Origin of the sequence: Nocardiopsis eucommiae (genome assembly GCF_965344335.1) — a bacterium.
Lineage (GTDB): Bacteria > Actinomycetota > Actinomycetes > Streptosporangiales > Streptosporangiaceae > Nocardiopsis > Nocardiopsis eucommiae.
The window spans coordinates 26,600-45,208 of sequence record NZ_CBDRIY010000031.1 but is presented as its reverse complement, the minus strand read 5'-3'; the positions used below and the strand labels follow the sequence as shown (position 1 = coordinate 45,208).

General features: G+C 71.2%; 17 protein-coding genes. 8 read left to right on the top strand and 9 right to left on the bottom strand.

Features of this window, described 5'->3' with window-relative positions; all coding sequences use genetic code 11:
• The first annotated feature begins 61 nt into the window (after window positions 1-61).
• Complete coding sequence (locus tag ACRWK8_RS19280) at window positions 62-898, top strand: SGNH/GDSL hydrolase family protein (protein ID WP_378741114.1); 837 nt, start codon at window positions 62-64, stop codon at window positions 896-898.
• 62 nt (window positions 899-960) lie between these two features.
• Here the strand turns inward: ACRWK8_RS19280 and ACRWK8_RS19275 are convergent, their stop codons facing one another.
• The 7 genes from ACRWK8_RS19275 to ACRWK8_RS19245 all read right to left on the bottom strand — a co-directional run bounded on the left by ACRWK8_RS19275 (window position 961) and on the right by ACRWK8_RS19245 (window position 5,332).
• Window positions 961-1,320 (bottom strand): hypothetical protein, encoded by a 360-nt coding sequence (locus tag ACRWK8_RS19275; RefSeq protein ID WP_352388364.1) that lies wholly within the window; start codon window positions 1,318-1,320, stop codon window positions 961-963.
• Complete coding sequence (locus tag ACRWK8_RS19270; RefSeq protein ID WP_352388362.1) at window positions 1,317-1,544, bottom strand: hypothetical protein; 228 nt, start codon at window positions 1,542-1,544, stop codon at window positions 1,317-1,319. Before ACRWK8_RS19270 ends, ACRWK8_RS19275 begins: the two co-directional genes overlap by 4 nt.
• Window positions 1,545-1,609: 65 nt before the next feature.
• The gene (sph, locus tag ACRWK8_RS19265) at window positions 1,610-2,575 is read right to left on the bottom strand and encodes a sphingomyelin phosphodiesterase (protein ID WP_378741116.1); all 966 of its coding nucleotides are present in this window, start codon (window positions 2,573-2,575) and stop codon (window positions 1,610-1,612) included.
• 173 nt (window positions 2,576-2,748) lie between these two features.
• Window positions 2,749-3,156 carry a Fur family transcriptional regulator gene (locus ACRWK8_RS19260; protein ID WP_378741118.1) on the bottom strand — a complete coding sequence of 136 codons (408 nt, stop codon included), beginning with the start codon at window positions 3,154-3,156 and terminating at the stop codon, window positions 2,749-2,751.
• Entirely contained in the window at window positions 3,153-4,055 is a 903-nt protein-coding gene (locus ACRWK8_RS19255) for a metal ABC transporter permease (RefSeq protein ID WP_378741120.1), read from the bottom strand. The genes ACRWK8_RS19260 and ACRWK8_RS19255 overlap by 4 nt, the downstream gene beginning before the upstream one ends.
• Window positions 4,048-4,893: a metal ABC transporter ATP-binding protein gene (locus ACRWK8_RS19250; RefSeq protein ID WP_378741122.1), complete on the bottom strand. Its 846-nt coding sequence runs from the start codon at window positions 4,891-4,893 to the stop codon at window positions 4,048-4,050. The genes ACRWK8_RS19255 and ACRWK8_RS19250 overlap by 8 nt, the downstream gene beginning before the upstream one ends.
• 67 nt (window positions 4,894-4,960) lie before the next feature.
• On the bottom strand, window positions 4,961-5,332 hold the full coding sequence (locus tag ACRWK8_RS19245) for a DUF6703 family protein (protein WP_431871975.1): 372 nt from the start codon (window positions 5,330-5,332) through the stop codon (window positions 4,961-4,963).
• A gap of 337 nt (window positions 5,333-5,669) precedes the next feature.
• Between ACRWK8_RS19245 and ACRWK8_RS19240 the strand changes: the two genes are divergently transcribed.
• From ACRWK8_RS19240 to ACRWK8_RS19225, 4 genes are all read left to right on the top strand, one after another.
• Window positions 5,670-9,374 (top strand): CDP-glycerol glycerophosphotransferase family protein, encoded by a 3,705-nt coding sequence (locus tag ACRWK8_RS19240; RefSeq protein ID WP_378741126.1) that lies wholly within the window; start codon window positions 5,670-5,672, stop codon window positions 9,372-9,374.
• A 68-nt stretch (window positions 9,375-9,442) separates the two neighbouring features.
• Window positions 9,443-9,739, top strand: coding sequence for an antibiotic biosynthesis monooxygenase (locus tag ACRWK8_RS19235; protein WP_378741128.1), 297 nt, complete (start codon window positions 9,443-9,445; stop codon window positions 9,737-9,739).
• 202 nt (window positions 9,740-9,941) lie between these two features.
• Window positions 9,942-11,330 (top strand): glycine--tRNA ligase, encoded by a 1,389-nt coding sequence (locus ACRWK8_RS19230; RefSeq protein WP_378741130.1) that lies wholly within the window; start codon window positions 9,942-9,944, stop codon window positions 11,328-11,330.
• Between the two features lie 149 nt (window positions 11,331-11,479).
• Entirely contained in the window at window positions 11,480-12,088 is a 609-nt protein-coding gene (locus tag ACRWK8_RS19225) for a LysE family translocator (protein WP_431871972.1), read from the top strand.
• 25 nt (window positions 12,089-12,113) lie between these two features.
• Here ACRWK8_RS19225 and pdxR read toward each other — a convergent pair whose 3' ends face one another.
• Window positions 12,114-13,496 (bottom strand): MocR-like pyridoxine biosynthesis transcription factor PdxR, encoded by a 1,383-nt coding sequence (pdxR, locus tag ACRWK8_RS19220; protein ID WP_431871970.1) that lies wholly within the window; start codon window positions 13,494-13,496, stop codon window positions 12,114-12,116.
• A 302-nt stretch (window positions 13,497-13,798) separates the two neighbouring features.
• Between pdxR and ACRWK8_RS19215 the strand changes: the two genes are divergently transcribed.
• The 3 genes from ACRWK8_RS19215 (at window position 13,799) to ACRWK8_RS19205 (ending at window position 17,563) form a co-directional block, all read left to right on the top strand.
• Window positions 13,799-14,173, top strand: a complete 375-nt coding sequence (locus ACRWK8_RS19215) for a PadR family transcriptional regulator (protein WP_431871968.1) — start codon at window positions 13,799-13,801, stop codon at window positions 14,171-14,173.
• On the top strand, window positions 14,170-15,552 hold the full coding sequence (locus ACRWK8_RS19210) for a permease prefix domain 1-containing protein (RefSeq protein WP_431871966.1): 1,383 nt from the start codon (window positions 14,170-14,172) through the stop codon (window positions 15,550-15,552). The genes ACRWK8_RS19215 and ACRWK8_RS19210 overlap by 4 nt, the downstream gene beginning before the upstream one ends.
• A 124-nt stretch (window positions 15,553-15,676) precedes the next feature.
• The gene (locus tag ACRWK8_RS19205) at window positions 15,677-17,563 is read left to right on the top strand and encodes an outer membrane protein assembly factor BamB family protein (RefSeq protein ID WP_431871964.1); all 1,887 of its coding nucleotides are present in this window, start codon (window positions 15,677-15,679) and stop codon (window positions 17,561-17,563) included.
• Between the two features lie 54 nt (window positions 17,564-17,617).
• Here ACRWK8_RS19205 and trhA read toward each other — a convergent pair whose 3' ends face one another.
• Window positions 17,618-18,289, bottom strand: a complete 672-nt coding sequence (gene trhA, locus ACRWK8_RS19200) for a PAQR family membrane homeostasis protein TrhA (protein ID WP_378741142.1) — start codon at window positions 18,287-18,289, stop codon at window positions 17,618-17,620.
• Window positions 18,290-18,609 lie beyond the last annotated feature (320 nt).

Genomic DNA, 18,609 nt, shown 5'->3' with positions numbered 1-18,609 from the left:
CGCGACGAAACCACAACCTACTGTCGCGTAACCGTGGCTTCGAGTTGCATCATCGAACACCATGAGCGGTGTGCCGACCGGATCTCCCGGTGACCTGAAAAGCAAGGACATCCTGTCCTACGTCGCCCTCGGGGACAGCTTCACCGAGGGCATGAGCGACCCCTACCCGGACAGCGACAGCGTGCCCCACGGCCGCTACCGGGGCTGGGCCGACCGCGTGGCCGAACACCTGGCGGACCACGTGCCCGAGGTCCGCTACGCCAACCTCGCCATCCGGGGACGCCTGATCGCGCAGATCCGCGACGAACAGGTGCCGCGCGCGGTCGAGATGAAGCCCGACCTCGTCACCCTGTGCGCGGGCGGCAACGACATCATCCGGCCCGGCAGTGACCCGGACCAGGTCGTGGCCATCTTCGAGTCGATGGTGGCCGACCTGCGCGCCACCGGCGCCCGGGTGGTCATCTTCACCGGCTTCGACACCAACTGGCAGCCGGTCATGCGCCACCTGCGCGGCAAGATCGCCACCTACAACATGCACATGCGCGCCGTCGCGGACCGGTACGGGTGCGACGTCGTCGACGTGTGGAGCATGAAGGTGTTCTCGGACGCCCAGGCCTGGAACTGGGACCGCCTCCACCTGTCCTCCGAGGGGCACCGCAGGCTCGCCCTGCGGGTGTGCGAGGTCCTGGGCCTCCCGGTGGACTCCGACTGGGACGAGCCCTTCCCGGCGCCGGAGCCGCGCGACTGGCGCACGGCGCGCCAGGAGGACCTGCACTGGGCCCGGGAGTTCCTGGTGCCGTGGATCCACCGGCGCCTGACCGGCCGTTCCTCGGGTGACGGGGTCGACGCCAAGCGGCCCACCCTGGAACGCTGCGACCGGTCCCGGGACGGTCGCTGACCCCCGGGGCACGCTGACCGCGAGGCCCCGCCGCACGGAGCGGCGGGGCCTCGCGCGTGGACTCAGGTGGCCGTGACCAGGTTCTGGGCGGCGGCCATGTTCACCCGGCTCGGCTGGTCGTCGACCGGCCAGTTCGGGGTGGCGCCGCCCGCCGCGTGGATCGCGGTGCGGATCAGGTCCAGGGCCCGGCGCAGCACCCGCGGTGGATCGCCCTCGTCCAGGACCAGGATCTCCACGGTGACGGTCCGTTCCAGGGCGTCGGTGCTCACGGTGGAGTCGGTGAAGTCGGGGTTGTGCCGTTCGAGTTCGAGCAGCTCCCGCATCACGGTCTCCCCGTGCGCGTGGACCATCTCCGGGGTGCTCGCGGGGTCGGTGCCGAGCCGGAACTGAAGGGACAACTGGGTGGCGGTCCGCACGCTCACACGTCCTCCTGCTGTTCGGGCGGGCACACTCGTCTCACGAAGCGTACGGTCTGGGTCCAGTAGTTCGGGTTGGAGGGCGACAGGTGGACCTGTCGCTGGTGGGCTCCGCAGGGGCACTTGATCGTGTAGTAGGTGGGCGGGTCCTCGATTCGCCACCCGAGCTCCGCGATCAGCCGGAGCGCCTCCTCGCCCTCCTTCTTCGGATGCTTGGTCCAGTGGCCCAACGGCGTTCCTTCCCAGGTTCCCCCAGGGGACGGGGGTCTGTCGAGGGTGCTTCTCCCGCCGGGGGTCAGGGGCGCGGGGTGGAACCGAACACCGGGTAGTGGTCCGAGTAGTCGTCGTAGGTGTGGGAACGGCCCCAGGAGCGTACAGTCCAGGGTTCGCTCTTCACCGCGCGGGTCTCGTTCACGTAGGACGTCGGGGCGGCGCCGTTGCGGATCGGCAGGACGTGGTCCAGTTGCTGACCGTCCCAGCCGGAGTAGTCGTGGGCGGCGATCGAGTTGCCCGCGGGGTCCCAGGAGGGCACGTCGCCGGTGTACTCCGGGGCCACGGCGTCCAGCCGGTCGACGGCCCGTTCCCACTCGGCGCCGCCGCCCACGATGTTCAGGTCACCGGCGAGGTAGATCCGCTCGTCGTCGGGGATGTCCTTGGAGTCCAGCAGCGCGACGATCTGGTCGAGCTGGCTCTCCCGGACGCGCGCGTCCTCGCCGGACCGGCAGGCGCCGTCCTCGGACTGCATGTGTGTGCCCACCACGTGCAGGCGACCGTCCGGGGTGTCCAGCTCCACGTAGGCGAAGCCCTTGTTGGAGAACCAGTCGGCCCCGCAGGCGCGGGAGAAGACGTGCTGTTCGGCGCGGACGACCGGCCAGACGCTGTGCACGCTGACGCCGCCGTTGGTGACGGTCTCGTTCCGGAAACCGGTGGTGTGGTCCCACCCGGCCTGGGAACGGCCCACGACGGGGGTGCCGTGCGGGTACTCCTCGGCCAGCCCCGTGCGCAGGCGGTCGGCGCTGGAGTTCTCGAAGAGCTCCTGGAGCACCACCACGTCCTGGCCGGAGAGGAGACCGTCCTCGACGGTCAGGTCGGCGCGGACGTCCTGCCCCCAGTTGGGGTAGAGGGCCTTGGGGAGGAGGAAGGCGTTGTGGGTGACGATGCGGGGGTCGGCCCGGCCCTCCTGGGCCGAGGCGGGGCTGGCGGGCAGGAGCGGGGAGATCAGCAGCGCGGTCAGCAGCGCGGCCGTGGTTCGTCTGTACACGAAGGCACAGCCTGGCCGAGGCACGACACGACTTGGCTACCAGTCGGTAACCACCGGGTGGAGACCGTGTGCACTGTGCGCTCCGTCCCTCCCGCGCCCCCGGGCGGTCCGTGAGCGGGCCGACACACGACGAGGGCCCCGCGCGATCGCGCGGGGCCCTCGGGCGTCGTCGGTCAGACCTGCTGTGCGCTGCCCTGTTGGGCCAGACGCCGCGAGCAGGTGCCGCAGGTGCCGAACACCTCGACCGTGTGCGTCACCCCGGTGAAGCCGTGCTTGGCCCCCACCTCGGCGGCCCACCGCTCCACGGTGGGACCCTCGATCTCCACTGCGGTGGAGCAGGTACGGCACACCAGGTGGTGGTGGTGGCTCTCGGTGTCGCACGCACGGTAGACGGCCTCGCCGTCGTCGGTGCGCAGGACGTCGACCTCACCCGAGTCACTCAGGGCCTGGAGGGCCCGGTACACGGTGGTCAGGCCGATCTTGGAACCGTCGGCTCGCAGGTCCGCGTACAGGTCCTGCGCGCTGCGGAAACCGGAGGACTCGGTCAGTGCCTGACGGACGGCCTCGCGACGTGTGCTCATGGTGTCACCCTCCCCCGATCTGTCTGGGGCATCGTATCCGCCGGACCCTCCGCCACGGGATGCAGGGGTGCCGGTGTCCGCCGCCTGGTCACGCGGCGCATGACCCCGCCGACCAACACGGCGAGGCAGAAGACGGCGAGGGCGAGCAGCACGATCGTGGCCCCCGGCGCGAGGTCGGAGTAGAAGGCCGTGGTCAGCCCGCCGAGCGAGGAGACCAGCCCGATCAGCACCGCCAACCCCATCGTCACCCGGAAGCTGCGGCTCAGCTGCTGCGCGGCGGCGACCGGGACGATCATCAACGCGCTCACCATCAGCACACCCACCACGCGCATCGCGATCACCACGGTCAGCGCCGCGGTCACCGCCAGCAGGATGCTCAGGAAGCGCACCGGCAACCCGTGGGCCCTGGCGACCTCCTCGTCCTGGCACAGCACGAACAGCTCCCGGCCGAAGACGGCCAGCACCGCGAGCACGCCCACCGCGAGCACGCCCACGATCCAGATGTCCTGCTCGCCCACGGTGCTGACCGAACCGAACAGGTACGAGGTGAGCGTGGCGTTGCTCGCCCCCGGGGTCAGCCCGATGAGCAGCACGCCGCCCGCGATGCCTCCGTAGAACAGCAGCGCCAGCGCCACGTCGCCGCTGGTGCGCGTGCGCACCCGGACCATCTCCATCAGGATGGCGCCCAGCGTGGCCACGACCGCCGCCGTGAGCACCGGTGAGGTGCTCGTGAGCAGGCCCAGGGCCACACCGGTCAGGGCCACGTGACCGATCCCGTCGCCCAGCAGGGCGAGCCGCCGCTGGACCAGGAAGGTGCCGATGACCGGGGTGACCAGGCCGACCAGCACCGCGGCGAGCAGCGCGCGCCGCATGAACTCGTACTGGAGCAGCTCAGTCACGGCGGGGTACCTCCAGGCGGACCATCTCCGAGGGCGCGGTGGCGTGCGCGGGGTCGGGATCGTTGGGGTCGGGGTGCGGATGCTGGTGCTCGTGCCCGGGGCGCGCGCACTCGCCGGTGGCCTCGGGCGGCGGGCCGTCGTGCACGATCCGGCCGTGCTCCAGCACGACCGCGCGCTCGATGACCTCCTCCAGCGGGCCCAGCTCGTGCAGCACCAGGACCACGGTGCTGCCCTGGTCACGCAGGTGGGTGATGGCGCGGGCCAGGGCGCGCTGGTTCTCCGCGTCCACCCCGGCCATGGGCTCGTCCATCACGAAGGTGTCCGGGCGTCCGGCCAGCGCGCGGGCGATCAGCACCCGTTGCTGCTGGCCGCCCGAGAGCTCGCGCACGGCGTCGCCGGCGCGGTCGGACAGGTCCACGGTGGCGAGGGCGTCGTCGACGGCGGCGCGGTCGGCCCGCGTGGGCAGGGAGAGGCGGCGGCGCCGGGCGACCTGCCCGGAGGCGACGATCTCGCGCACGGTGGCGGGCACGGCTCCCCCGGCGGTGAGCCGCTGGGGGACGTAGCCGATCCGCCGCCAGTCCCGGAACCGGCGCAGCGGCGTCCCGTGGAGGAGGATCCGTCCGGAGGTGAGGGGCACGATGCCGAGCATCGCGCGCATCAGCGTGGACTTGCCCGAACCGTTGGGTCCGAGAACGGCCATGGTCTGACCCGCGGGGACGTCGAGGCTCACGCCGTCGAGGACGGTGACGCCGTCGTAGGCGGCGTGCGCGTCGACGGCCTGGAAGGCGGGCGGGGTGTCGGGGCTCGGAGCCCCGTCCTCCGTGAACTGGGCAGACACTACTTCATTATCACGAAAACGAAAATGATTGTCAAAACTGGCAAGGGAGGCGGGAGTCCTCCTGTCCTCAGAAGCCCAGCACCCTCGCCACAGCCAACACCAGCACCACCACGATCATCAGGACCCGGGGCACCCGCTGCTGCCGCTGGAGCGAGGGCCAGGTCAGGAAGGCCAACCAACCGAAGGCCGCCGCCACCAGCAACAGGCACGGGGCACCCAGCCAACCCGGGGCCATCAGCCCCGCGAGGAACAGCGCCCCCAACACCACCGGCGGGAGCCACCCCGGCCGCTGGTGCAGCCACACCAGCGGTACCGCGCTCCTCCGCTCCACCTCGCCGCGCAACCTCCCCGCGCCCGGGGTGAACAGGGAGTCACCCGGGGGGAGGGGCCGCCCGTAGGAGGGCCGTCGCTGTTCGTCCTCGTGCTCGGGAGAGGCCATCGCCGCCTGTTCCTCTTCGCTGTGTCCCGGTTTCCGCGACGTCCTCGCACCCCCGCCCGGACGCCTCGGGGGTGGTCGGTGTGCGCACCGTGTCCCGGGGCCTGTGATAATCCTGGATCAGACCCTAGTGCAGGGCCCTGGCACAGCGCCGGGCACAGGCGCGGCGAACGCCGCGCATCTCCCCTCGTACCCGCACCCCCGACTGTTCCGGGTTCGACACGAGACGGGTCGTGAACCGTCTACATTCAGTTACTGGCCGTCTGTTCCATGCGGACCGTCCGCACCACGGTGCCCGCACGTCGTGTAGAGACGAACCCTCCGGAGGGTGTCAACTTCCGTGCCCGAACCCACAGTCGTCGTGACGTTCGACGTCACCGAACCACACTTGCAGAACTGCCTCGACTCGCTGGCCCGTCAACGTGACGAGAGCCAGACCGGGGCGGCGGCGCGCGAGGGCGCCGCACAGCCGGACGTCGAGGTCGTCCTCGCGCCGGTCCGAACCACCAACGGCGACGCCGGACCGACACCGGCCGACCCCGGGACCACCGACCCGGACACGAACGGGGACGACGAGGCGACCGCCGCCGACGCCTCCGACGAGTCCGTCCCGGAGGAGAACGACCAGGGGGACGAGGCCGTCGAGTCCGCGCGCGAGGACGGGCTGGCCACCGCCACCGCCTTCGCGGCCACACCGCCCGCCGGACTGCGCGTCACCCTCCTCACCGGAGAACCGGCCCCGGACCACGCCAGGGCACGCTCCCGAGGGGCCGCCGCCGCCACCGGCAGCCACCTGCTCTTCCTCACCGGCTCCGACGCGCTGACCGCCTACGCGCTCGCCCACCTGGCCCAGAGCGCGGCCGACACCCGCTCCGACCTGGTCATCGGCAACGTCCACCAGTTCAACGAACTCGGCGCCGCGCCCTCCAAGGCCCACCGCAAGTTCGGCCGCCAGCGGCTCGCCGAGGACCCCAGGGCGGTCCCCGGCCTGATCGCGGACGCCACCCTGGGCAACCGCCTCTGGCGCCGGGAGTTCTGGGACTCCCTGCCCGACCACGCCGTGGCCAGGGAGGACACCGACCTCGCCATCGGCCGCGCGACCCTGCTCGCCCAGGCAGTCGACGTCCTGCCCGCCCCCGTGCTGCTGATGCGCGAACGCGAGAAGAAGGTCACACCCCTGGAGAGCGCGGCACTCACGCGTCGCGTCACCACCATGCGCGAACTCGGCGCCGACCTCACCACCGCCGACCGCGAACTGTGGGACCGCATCCGCCTCCAGGGCGAGCTCCACCGCCTCCTCCTGCGGCTCGACGACGCGGACCAGGAGGTCCGCGAGACCGTCCTCGACCTGCTCAACACCTACCTCGACCACGTCCCGGACAGCCTCCTGCGCGGCCTCAACGTGCTGGACCGCCTCCTGTACCACCTGGTGCGCAAGCGGCGCCTGGACGACGTGCTGGAGGTCGCCACCTTCGCCAAGAGCGTCGAGATCAAGAAGGCCACGGTCGTCCGGCAGGGGCTCGGCTACTACGTCCGCTACCCCTTCTTCGAGGCGAAGGACCCGGCCAAGGCGGTCCCCAAGGAGATCTACCGCCTCGAGGACGAGATCAAGGTCCGGCAGAAGACCGAGGACATCCACTGGGAGGACGGTCGACTGCACGTCAGCGGGCGGATCGGTATCCGGAACCTGCGGGCCCGCAAGCGCTGGCAGCAGCACGTGGTCGCCTTCGTGGTCAACACCGCCACCAAGCGCCGCGTCCGTGTCCCCGTGCGGACCCGTCTGGCCGCCGAGTACCGGCTGCCCGACCTCCCCGACTCCGCCCGCCACGACTACGGCGGCTTCACCGTCGTCGTGGACCCGCGCCGTCTGCGCGGCTCCGGCGGCTGGGAGCCCGGCGAGTGGAAGATCGAGCTGGTGGTGTTCAACCGCAGCCTGGCTCGCCGCCGCATCGTCTCCAGCCCGGTCCCCGGCCCGCCCGAGCGGCCCGGGTACCAGAGCGTCGGCGACGACGTGTGGGTACGCCCGCACTGGAACCGGGACCGGCACCTGGTCATCGCCGTCGAACCCGCGCGCGCCCAGGTCACCGAGCACCACTTCGACGTCCGCACCGCCGAACTCACCCTGGGCGGCGAACTGCTGTCCGCGCCCGCCGCCGAGGCCACCGAGCTCCGGCTGGTGCGCCGTCCCGGCACGGCGCGGCTCAGCTACCCGGTCACCATCCAGAGCGGCCGCTTCGAGGCCAGGGTGCGGGCCGAGGAACTCTTCGCCCGCAGCCTCAGCGAGTGCGGAGGCGTGATCCGCCAGGAGGAGTGGGACGCCCACCTGGTCACCGCCGACCAGCGCACCGTCCCCCTGGTCCTGCCCGACGAGGTCCGCACCACCGCCTACGACTCCGAGGGCGCGCAGCAGCAGCTGGCGGTGCAGCGCACCTTCACCGGACACCTCAAACTGCGCGCCGGCCGGGCCCACCCCTGGGTGGACCGGGCGGAGTGGCAGGAGCGGGTCCTGGTCCTCGGCGGCGAGTTCTCCCCGGGCAACGAACTGAGCGTGGTGGCCAAGGCACGCGGCCGTGACGAGGAGCACCAGCTCACCGTGGAGCGGTCCGGGAACCGGTTCACCGCCCGGTTCGACCCCTCCCGCATCGCCACCCTGTCCGGCGAGCTGTCCCTGTCCACCGGCTCCTACCAACTGTGGGCGCGGGTCAGCGAGGAGGCCACAGGAGAGGGCGACGAGTCCTCCAGCGTGGACGTGGGCGTGGAGTTCACCGACGCGCTCATCCACGACCTGCCCATCGAGACGGAGAGCCCCGAGCGCTCCTACACGCTCTCCTACCAGGGGCGCGGCATCCCCGTGCTCCAGGTCGGCACCGACCTGCGCCCCGCCGAACGCGGCGCCTTCGCCCAGCGCGAGCTCCGCGAGACCTTCTACCCGGCCCAGCGCGCGGAACCGGTCACCGAGGGCATCCTCTTCGACACCTACACCGGGCGCCAGTACTCGGACAGCCCGCAGAGCCTCTACGCCGAGCTGCGCAAGCGCGACCAGTGGGCCGACTACCCGATGTCCTGGCTGGTCGCGGACGGACAGGTCCGTCTGCCCGACGGCCTCACCCCGGTCCGGCACAAGGGCGAGGAGTACTTCCGGGAACTGGCCCGCAGCCGGTACCTGGTCAGCAACTCCCGGCAGCCCGCCTGGTTCCACCGCCACCCGGACCAGGTGGTCGTGCAGACCTGGCACGGGTCCATGCTCAAGCGCATCGGCTTCGACGTGGAGAACATCCGGGGCAAGTCGCGCGACTACTTCGACAAGCTCGCGTGGGAGACCCGGCAGTGGGACTACCTGGTCTCCCCGAGCCCCTGGGCCACGCCGATCCTGCGCAGCGCCTTCCGCTTCGAGGGCGAGGTCCTGGAGACCGGCTACCCGCGCAACGACATCTTCTTCTCACCGGAACGCGAGGCCATCGCGGAGCGCACCCGGCGCCTGCTCGGCCTGCCCGAGGGCAAGAAGGTGGTCCTCTACGCGCCCACCTGGCGGGACGACAAGTACTACACGCGCGGCAAGCACAAGCTGGACCTGCACCTGGACCTGCGCCGCATGTACGAGAAGCTCGGTGACGACCACGTGCTGCTGGTGCGCCGCCACCCCCGCGTGGTGGACAGCGTCCCGATCGTGGGGGAGGGCTTCGTCCACGACGTGTCCCTGTACCCGGAGATCATGGAGCTCTTCCTGATCACCGACGTGCTGATCACGGACTACTCGTCGATGATGTTCGACTTCGCCAACACGGGCCGTCCCATGCTCTTCTTCACCTACGACCTGGAGAGCTACCGGGACAACCTGCGCGGGTTCTACTTCGACTTCGAGGAGACCGCGCCCGGACCGCTGCTGACCCGCTCCGACGACGTCATCGAGTCCCTGCTGGACATCGACGAGGTCGCCGGGCGCAGCGCCGCCTCCTACCGGTCGTTCGTGGACCAGTTCTGCCCCCTCGACGACGGCCACGCCTCCGCCAGGGTCGTGGACCGCGTCTTCGGCAAGGAACGGTGACCGGAGAGTGGGCCGCCCCGGAGCATCTCCGGGGCGGCCCACTCCCGTGTCTGCGCCACAATGGTCGGGTGATCGTCATCACCCGATACTCCGTGCCCGAGGCCGACACCGAGGCCTTCCGAACCGACGCCGACGCCGCCGTGGCGGTCCTGGCCCAGCGTCCGGGGTTCCGGTGCCACCGCATCGGCCGCGCCGCCGACGAACCCACGCTGTGGACCGTGGTCACCGAGTGGGACGGTGCCGGGTTCTACCGGCGGGCGCTGTCCGACTTCGACGTCAAGGTCACCGCCGTCCCGCTGCTCTCCCGGGCCATCGACGAACCCACCGCCTTCGAGATCCTCACCGGCGGTGAGGCGCCGTCCTGACACCCGGAGCCCTCCTCCGACAGGGGACCGGGCGGGCCCCGCACAAAGAGTGCGCACCCGCCTCCGGATTGCTCTAGCCTGGTGGGAAGCGGTCTCCCGGAGCGCCACACCCGTGGCTCCGCGCGCGGACCGCCTCCCCACAGAACCGACGATGTATCGCGAACAGCGATCCACCGACCGCCAGCCGGATGGAGAGTCACCCATGGCCGCCAAGTCAGAGGCAATGGACGCACTGGTCAACCTCGCCAAGCGCCGAGGTCTGGTCTACCCCTCCAGTGAGATCTACGGAGGTCTGCGCGCCGCCTGGGACTACGGCCCCCTGGGCGTGGAGCTGAAGAACAACGTCAAGCGCCAGTGGTGGCGTTCGATGGTGCAGGAGCGGGACGACATCGTCGGCCTCGACTCCAGCGTGATCCTGGCCCGCGAGGTCTGGGAGGCCTCCGGCCACGTGACGGCCTTCGTGGACCCGCTCACCGAGTGCCAGTCCTGCCACAAGCGCTTCCGGGCCGACCACCTCATCGAGGCCTACGAGGAGAAGCACGGCAAGGAGCCCGCCGACGGCCTGGCCGCGATCGCCTGCCCCAACTGCGGCGCCAAGGCCTCCTTCACCGAGCCGCGGATGTTCAACGGCCTCCTGCGCACCTACCTGGGCCCGGTCCAGGACGAGAAGGGCCTGGCCTACCTGCGTCCGGAGACGGCGCAGGGCATCTTCATCAACTACAAGAACGTCGAGCAGAGCGCCCGCCGCAAGGTCCCCTTCGGCATCGGCCAGATCGGCAAGTCCTTCCGCAACGAGATCACCCCCGGAAACTTCATCTTCCGGACCCGTGAGTTCGAGCAGATGGAGATGGAGTTCTTCGTCAAGCCGGGCAGTGACGAGGAGTGGCACCAGTACTGGATCGACCAGCGCCACCAGTGGTACCTGGACCTGGGCATCGCCAAGGACAACCTGCGGCTGTACGAGCACCCCCAGGACAAGCTCTCCCACTACTCCAAGCGGACCGTGGACATCGAGTACCGGTTCAACTTCCAGGGCAGCGAGTGGGGCGAGCTGGAGGGCGTCGCCAACCGGACGGACTACGACCTCAAGACGCACGCCGAGGCCTCCGGTGTCGACCTGTCCTACTTCGACCAGGAGAACAACGAGCGCTACATCCCCTACGTCATCGAGCCCGCGGCCGGTGTCGACCGGGCGGTGCTCACGTTCATGCTCGACGCCTACAACGTCGACGAGGCGCCCAACGCCAAGGGCAAGCTGGAGAAGCGCGCCGTGATGCGCCTGGACCCGCGCCTGTCGCCGGTCAAGGCCGCCGTCCTGCCGCTCTCGCGCAACGCCGACCTCTCGCCCAAGGCCCGCGACCTCGCCGCGCTGCTGCGCAAGCGTTGGAACGTGGAGTTCGACGACGCGGGCGCGATCGGCCGCCGCTACCGCCGTCAGGACGAGATCGGTACCCCGTTCTGCGTGACGGTGGACTTCGACACCCTTGAGGACGACGCGGTGACCGTGCGCGAGCGCGACACCATGTCGCAGGAGCGCGTGTCCCTGGACCGCGTGGAGATGTACCTGCTGGAGCGTCTGCCCGGCTGCTAGCGCCGGAGCCCGCGACACCCGCGGCCGTCCTTCCCCGACCCGGGGAGGGGCGGCCGTTCGGCGTTGGCGCCGCCCGGGAAGATTTGGACCACTCACAGCGTCCCGGTTTGGCTCTTCCGACCAGACCATGCTGGCGCGAGGGTGGGGGAGTGACCACCGAGTTCCTTCTGACGTCCCTCGTTCTGACCCTCACGCCCGGACCCGGCGTGGTGTTCACCCTGGCCGCCTCCCTCTCCAGGGGAGCGCGAGCGGGGGTGGTGGCCGCGGTCGCCTGCACCCTGGGCCTGCTGCCGCACGTGCTCCTCGCGCTGACCGGCGCGGCCGCGCTGCTCGCGGCCAGCCCCGTGGCCTTCGCCGCCGTCCGCTGGCTGGGAGTGGCCTACCTGCTGTACATGGCCTGGGGGAGCTGGACGGGGACGGGAGCCCTGAAACCGTCGGGCGGGAGCACGGCACCCTCGTACCGGGCGACCCTCACCGGTGCCCTCCTGGTGAACCTGCTCAATCCCAAACTGAGCGTCTTCTTCCTCGCCTTCCTGCCGGTGTTCGTGGACACGGGAGCGCCGGAGGCACTCCAGCGGATGGTCCTGCTCAGCGCCGTGTTCATGGCCGTCACCCTGGTGGTCTTCGTCGGCTACGGTCTGGGAGCGGCCCTGGTCAGCGAGCGCGTGGCCGCCCGTCCGGGGGTGATGAGGGTGGTCGGCAGGGTCGTCGCGCTGTGCTTCGTCGCGATGGCCGCCCACCTCGCCCTGGTGGTCTGAGACCCCCGGGGCGGGATCGCGCCGTTCAGGGGCGGCGGAGGAGTCCGCCGAGCACGGCGATCGCCGCCGCCAGCCGCGCGGGCGGATGGGTTCCGTAGGAGACCACCACCCCCGGCGGCCCCGGGACGGCGCGTAGGGACGACAGCGGCTCCACCCTGATCCCCTCCTCGCGGGCGCGTTCGGCCAGGACGGCGTCGTCCACGTGCTCCGGAAGCAGGACCAGCAGGTGGATTCCGGCGGCCACCCCCTCGACCACCGCTCCGGGGAGGTGCTCGGCCACGGCCCGGACGGCCGTGTCCCGACGCCTGCGGTGGCGGGTCCGCATGGTGCGCAGGTGCCGTTCCAACGCTCCGGAGCGCAGGAGCTCGGCCAACGCCAACTGGGGCAGCACGGGGGAGCCGAGGTCGGTGCCCCAGCGGGCCCGGACGAGGTCGTCGTGGAGGTCGGACGGGGCGACCAGCCAGCCGAGCCGCAGCCCCGGCCCGAGGGTCTTGGAGAGGCTCGACACGTGGGCGACGCGCTCGGGGGCCATGCTGTGCAGCGCGCGCACGGGGCGGCGGTCGTACCGGTACTCCGCGTCGTAGTCGTCCTCGACCACCAGCCCGTCCCGTTCCACCGCCCAGGTCAGCAGGGCGCGGCGGCGGGCGGGTGAGAGGACCACCCCCGTGGGGAACTGGTGGGCGGGGGTGACGAGTGCGGTCCGGGCCCCGCTCGCGGCGAGCTCGTGCACCACCAGTCCCTCCTGGTCGACACGGACCGGGACGGTGGGGGTCGACCAGTGGGCGAGGATGCGGCGGTTGCCCTCGGCGCCCGGGTCCTCGACCGCGACGGTCCCGCGCCCCCGGTCGTGCAGGACGCGGGCCAGGAGGGCGAGCGCCCCGGTGACGCCGCCGGTGACGATGATCCGGTCGGGAGGGGCGAGGACGCCTCGGCTGCGAGCCAGCCAGGAGGAGAGTTCGGTGCGGAGCGCGAGCGTGCCCTGGGCCGGTGCGTAGGTGAGCGCGCGACCGTCGGACCCGGACAGGACGCCCTCCTCCGCCCGGAGCCAGGCCGCGCGGGGGAAGGCGCTGAGGTCGGGGGTGCCGGTGGAGATGTCGAGCAGGTCCGGCTCGGCCCTCGGCTCCCGCGACCTGAACGCGGTCGGCGGCGGTGGGCTCGCGCTCACCACGGTGCCGCCGCCCCTGTTGGCGGTGAGCAGGCCCTCCTCGGTGAGTCTGCGGTAGGCCTCGACCACGGTTCCCCGGGCCACGCCCAGTTCCTCAGCCAGCGCACGGGTGGGTGGCACACGGGTGCCCGGTTCCACGCGGCCGTCCCGGAGGGCGGTCCGGACCCGCTCCACGAGCCAGCTCACCCGTCGGCCGCGTGGGACGTCGAGGGTGTGGAGCTGGAGGAAGTTCGCGCCGCTCATCGTGGGGGAGCCTAGCGGAAGGGGGCTCGACAGCAGAGACGGCCGGACCCGGGGGGATGTGGTTTCCGACCGCCTCTTCGACGCCCCGGCCGCACACGGCCGGAGCACCGGTTCTCAACCTAACGCCAGCCCCGAGGGGTGGTGGGGCGGTTTCGGCCCGCTTGTCCCATCGCGTGAGTAAATCGTGACGACCGTGAGCCCGCTCGTGCGCGGTACCACCATGCCCGGATTCATGCCTAGAACAGCTATGCCTAGAGCTGCTAGGGTTCGTCGGGTCGGAACACCGAGGTACGAGGACACGCATGCACATAGACAAGGACCTGGTCGCCGCTTCGGCCACCCCGATGGTTCTGGGAATCCTGTCCGAGGGCGAGTCCTACGGCTACGCGATCGTCAAGCGCGTCAACGAGCTCTCCGACGGTCGCATGAACTGGACCGACGGGATGCTGTACCCGCTGCTGCACCGGCTGGAGCGCAACGGTCTCGTCCGGGCCTCCTGGGGCCGGTCGGAGGCGGGCAGGCGCCGCAAGCACTACGCGATCACCGAGGCGGGGCTGGAGGCCCTGGCCGAGCGGCGCGAGCAGTGGAGCGTGGTCGAGGAGGCGCTCCGGCGGGTCTGGGAGGCGGTTCCACGCCCCGAGTACCCGGGCCCGGAGTCGGCAGGGGGGTTCGCGTGACGGTCGAGGGCGCACGCGGTGACGTGCTGGAGGAGCAGATCGACCAGTGGCGCGGCTTCGTGACGCGCCGTCGGGTCATCTCGGCGCCGGACGTGGAGGAGATGGAGGACCACCTGCGCGAACAGATCACCGAGCTGGAGTCGGGTGGTCTGGACAGCGAGGAGGCCTTCCTGGTCGCGGTCAAGCGCATGGGCGGCCTGGACGCGGTCTCGCGGGAGTTCGCGCGGGAACACTCCCACCGGCTCTGGAAGCAGCTGGTCCTGGTCCCCGACGCCGAGGAGGAGACCGGCGGCTCACGCTGGCGCGAGCTCGGGGTGACGCTGCTCTTCGCGCTCGGCGCGGGGCTGGCGGTCAAGCTGTTGGAGGTGACGGTCGACGACGGGATGGTGGTGACCCGCAACCTCCCCTTCGTGATCCTGCCCTTCCTGGCGGGGTGGTTCGCCTGGAAGCGCCGCGCGCCCTGGCAGGTGGGCGCCGTGACGGCGGCGCTCGCGGCGGTCCCGGCCCTGGCTGTGAACCTCTACCCGTTCCAGGAGTCCCCCGGGCCCTTCCCCCTGCCCGGGATGACCGCCGTCCTCGCCCTGACACACGCGCCGGTCCTGTTGTGGCTGCTCGTGGGCGTACTGCACACGGGTGGCCGGTGGCGCTCCCACGAGCGGCGGATGGACTTCGTGCGGTTCACCGGCGAGCTCGTGATGTACCTCGTGCTGATCGCCCTCGGCTCCATGGTCCTGGTGGGCCTGACCGTCGCGGTGCTCGGCCTGGCCGACGTGGACATCACCCCGTTCTTCGCGGCCTGGCTCCTGCCCGTCGGTGTGCCGGGCTCGGTGCTGGTGGCCGCGTGGCTGGTGGAGGCGAAGAAGAGCGTGGTGGAGAACATCACGCCGGTCCTGGCCAAGGTCTTCACCCCGTTGGCGCTGCTGATGCTGGTAGCGGACCTCGCCGCGCTGCTGGTGAACAGGCCCCTGGCCAGGGTCGACCGCGAACTGCTGATCGTGATGGACGCGGTCCTGGTGCTGGTCCTGTTCCTGCTGCTCTACTCGATCTCGGCGCGCGACCCGCTGCTGCGGCCGGGGGTCTTCGACTGGCTCCAGTTGGCCCTGGTGGGCACAGCGCTGGCGGTGAACGCCGTCGCCCTGACGGCCATGCTCACCCGGATCGCGGAGTTCGGCTTCACGGCCAACAAGACGGCTGCCCTCGGCCTGAACCTCGTGCTGCTGGTGCACCTGGCGTGGTCGGCCTGGCTGCTGCTGGGCTTCGTGCGGGGCACACGGCCGTTCGCCGCCGTCGAGCGGTGGCAGACCACCTACCTGCCGGTCTACGCGGTGTGGGTCGCCGTGGTGGTGCTGGTGTTCCCGCCGTTGTTCGTCTTCGCCTGACCGTTGCGATCGGTGGCCGGCCCCGAGCCCGGCCACCGAGGCGAGCGCCCCGGCCGTGCGGAGCACGGGCCGAAGGGCGGTACCGCCGAGGTCCGCTGCCAGGGGCCGCTGCCATACTCCCGTGGTGCCCTTCTCTCGTTCCCCCCTGGCCGGAGCGGGTGCCGTCAGCGGCGCCGTTCTCCTCCTTCTGGCCGTCCCCTCGCCCATCGGCCTGTCCGAACTCACCCCGTTCCCGGCCCGACTGTTCGGGCCCGCCGTGGTCGTCGCCGCACTGATCTTCCTGGTGTGGGACAGGCGCCCCCAAGAGATCCGGATCCGCTACATCCTCGCCCTCCTTGTGGGGGCGATCGCGCTGGGTCTGGCCCCGTTCCAGTGGCTCAACGCCGCACGTGTGATCCAGAGCGAGCTCTCACCCGCGTATCTTGCCGACGTCGTGTACCTCCTCGCCCTCGTGCTGGTGGGCCTCACCGTGCCAGTGTCCGTCGTCGTCTCCCACGTGTCCGACGGTGGAGACCCGAGCGCGTCCACGCGCTCGGCCGTCCGGGGGCCCCGGCGGGTCGCGCGCGGGGTCGGAGCGGGCGCGGTCGCCGCCCTGGCCCTGGTGGCCGTCGCGGTCCGGCCGGTCACGGCACTGATCCCGCTCCCAGCGCCTCCGTTCCGGTTCGACGCCGAGTCCGTCGTCGTGGAGGCCGGTGGCGCCCCCGCCCCGGTGCCCTCGACGGTCACCGGGGGCAGCTGGACGTGGCGGGCCCCGGAGGGCACCTTCGTGAGGGCCGCGTTCCCGGCGGGCCACGGTGTGCTCGCCCAGCTGGAGGACAGCCTGGTGATGCTGGACGGTCCCACGGGCGAGGAGCGGTGGTCCTACCGGCTCAGAAGTGAGGACGCCTCCATGCACGGGGTGGGGGTGAGCCCGGACGGAGGGACCGTGTTCCTGGAGTCGTTCTCCGGATCACCTGCCAGGGTCGCCATCGTGAGCCTGGACGCCCTCACCGGCGAGCCGCACTTCGAGACGGTGAGACCGGCGTCGTGGGAAGGCGCGACCCCGACCGTCACGGACGACACCCTCGTCACCTGGACCAGGGCGGCCGTCCTCGGGTTCGACGCGCGGACGGGCCTGCCTCTGTGGTCGCGGGACCTCCCCTCGGAGTGCGTCCTGCCGAACCAGGACCCCCACGACATGCCGAACCACACGGTGACGACGTCCGGCGCCGTCGTGGGGGCCCTGTGGTGCGGGGAGGTGGATCACCTCAGCGGCGCCCGGTGGAACGAGAGCGGGCAGGACGCCGTCGTACGACTGTGGGCATTCGATCCCGCGAATGGGGACGATCTGTGGCACTACGAACAGGACGTCTCCGCTGCCGAACGGTCACCGTCCGTGGTCGTGCGCGCGGCCTGGGACGCCTCGCTGGTCGGTTTCCATGTCGGCTACCGCTACGGGACCGACGAGGAGGAGGATCGTTACCTCCATCTGGCCCACAGGGTGATCCTGGACCCGGAGTCCGGTGAGCCGTTGGCATCCCAGTCGGCGCCGGAGTGCCGGGGTGCCGAGCCCGGAATCGTGGTCGGCACCGCCGCCATGGCCGGTCAGCACCTGTCCCTCGAGTTCGAGGGCGCGTGCCGGGACCGCGAGGAGATCGGCTACCGGATCGACGGTGTGAACGGGGAGACCGAGCTCGCCTTCGACCTTCCCGAGCAGGAGGGGGAGGGGTGGACGGTTCCCGGCCGACACACGGTGGAGCACCTCCTCGTCGCCGAGGACGTGCTCCTGGCCTTCTCCGCGCGCTACCTTCCTCTGCAGAGCGAGAGGCACGCCATCGACAAGGTCGAGTACGCGGTCGTTCCGGTCCCCCGTGGGACCGGAGTCCCGGGTGAGGCCGTCGCGGGGGAGGTCCCGGTGTGGGCCGACGGCGTATCGCTGGGGGACAGGGACGAGCTCGCTCCGTTCGTCCCCGCGCCGGGGGTGATCGCGCTCGCGATCCCCGGCACCACCGAGATCCACGGACTGGTCTGAGCACGTCGCGGCCCTCCCGCCCAGGTCACGCCGGGGTGGGAGGCCGGGCCGGGATCAGGTGGCCGTGTAGACGACGAACGAGACCGCGATGTAGTGGCAGACGAAGGCCGCGATGGTCAGGGAGTGGAAGATCTCGTGGAACCCGAACCAGCGGGGCGCGGGGTCGGGCCGCTTGAGCCCGTAGACCACGGCGCCGACGCTGTAGAGCACGCCGCCCACGAGGATGAGGATCCAGGTGGCCGGGTGGGTGCCGTTGACCAGGTCCGGGATGAACAGCACCGCGACCCAGCCGATGGCCAGGTAGAGCGCGGTGGAGAGCCAGCGCGGAGCGTTCAGCCACAGGAGCTTGAACGCGACCCCGGCGATCGCCCCGCCCCAGACCAGCGCGAGCATGGCCGTGCGCAGGGTGCCCTCCAGCACGAGCATGATGAACGGCGTGTAGGTGCCCGCGATGATGAGGTAGATGTTCGAGTGGTCCATGCGGCGCAGGACCTTCTGGGCCCGTGGTGACCAGCGGCCCACGTGGTAGATGGCCGAGGTGCTGAACAGCAGCACCGAGCTGAGCGCGTACACCGCGCTGGCCGCCATGGCGGGTGCGGTGGGGGAGAGCGCCACCAGGACGATGCCCGCCGCCAGGGCGAGCGGTGCGGTGCCCAGATGGAGCCATCCCCGGAGCCTGGGCTTGACCGCCTCCAGTAGGTCCCCCGCGGCAGCGGCTGCTCGCACGCTCCCTGTCTCCCGCGCCTTCGACACCGTTCACACCCTTCAGATCCGGCGACCCCGCTCCCTGGCGGGCCACACCGAGAAGCCTAACTTACGGATGCGTAGGTTACTTGATGGTAATCCTGTGTCGCGCGGCACAGTGCGTCCCGGGAGAGGGGGCCTGTCGGGGGATTGGTCGCGCCACGGTGTGGGCCGCCCGCGCCCGTCCGGCTCCGGATGGGGGCGGTGGTCGAGCAGGCGTGACCAGCGTCGACGTCCTCGGTGGAGTTCCTGGAGTCCCGTTCTCGCGGGTGGGTGGCCTGTTCTGCTTCTGGACCATTGGT

Bases quoted from the DNA above. Each gene is read 5' to 3' on its own strand.
- ACRWK8_RS19280 (WP_378741114.1), top strand. From the start codon at position 62: ATGAGCGGTGTGCCGACCGGATCTCCCGGTGACCTGAAAAGCAAGGAC.
- ACRWK8_RS19245 (WP_431871975.1), bottom strand. From the start codon at position 5,332: ATGGCCTCTCCCGAGCACGAGGACGAACAGCGACGGCCCTCCTACGGG.
- pdxR (WP_431871970.1), bottom strand. From the start codon at position 13,496: ATGAGCGGCGCGAACTTCCTCCAGCTCCACACCCTCGACGTCCCACGC.
- ACRWK8_RS19215 (WP_431871968.1), top strand. From the start codon at position 13,799: ATGCACATAGACAAGGACCTGGTCGCCGCTTCGGCCACCCCGATGGTT.
- ACRWK8_RS19260 (WP_378741118.1), bottom strand. From the start codon at position 3,156: ATGAGCACACGTCGCGAGGCCGTCCGTCAGGCACTGACCGAGTCCTCC.
- ACRWK8_RS19230 (WP_378741130.1), top strand. From the start codon at position 9,942: ATGGCCGCCAAGTCAGAGGCAATGGACGCACTGGTCAACCTCGCCAAG.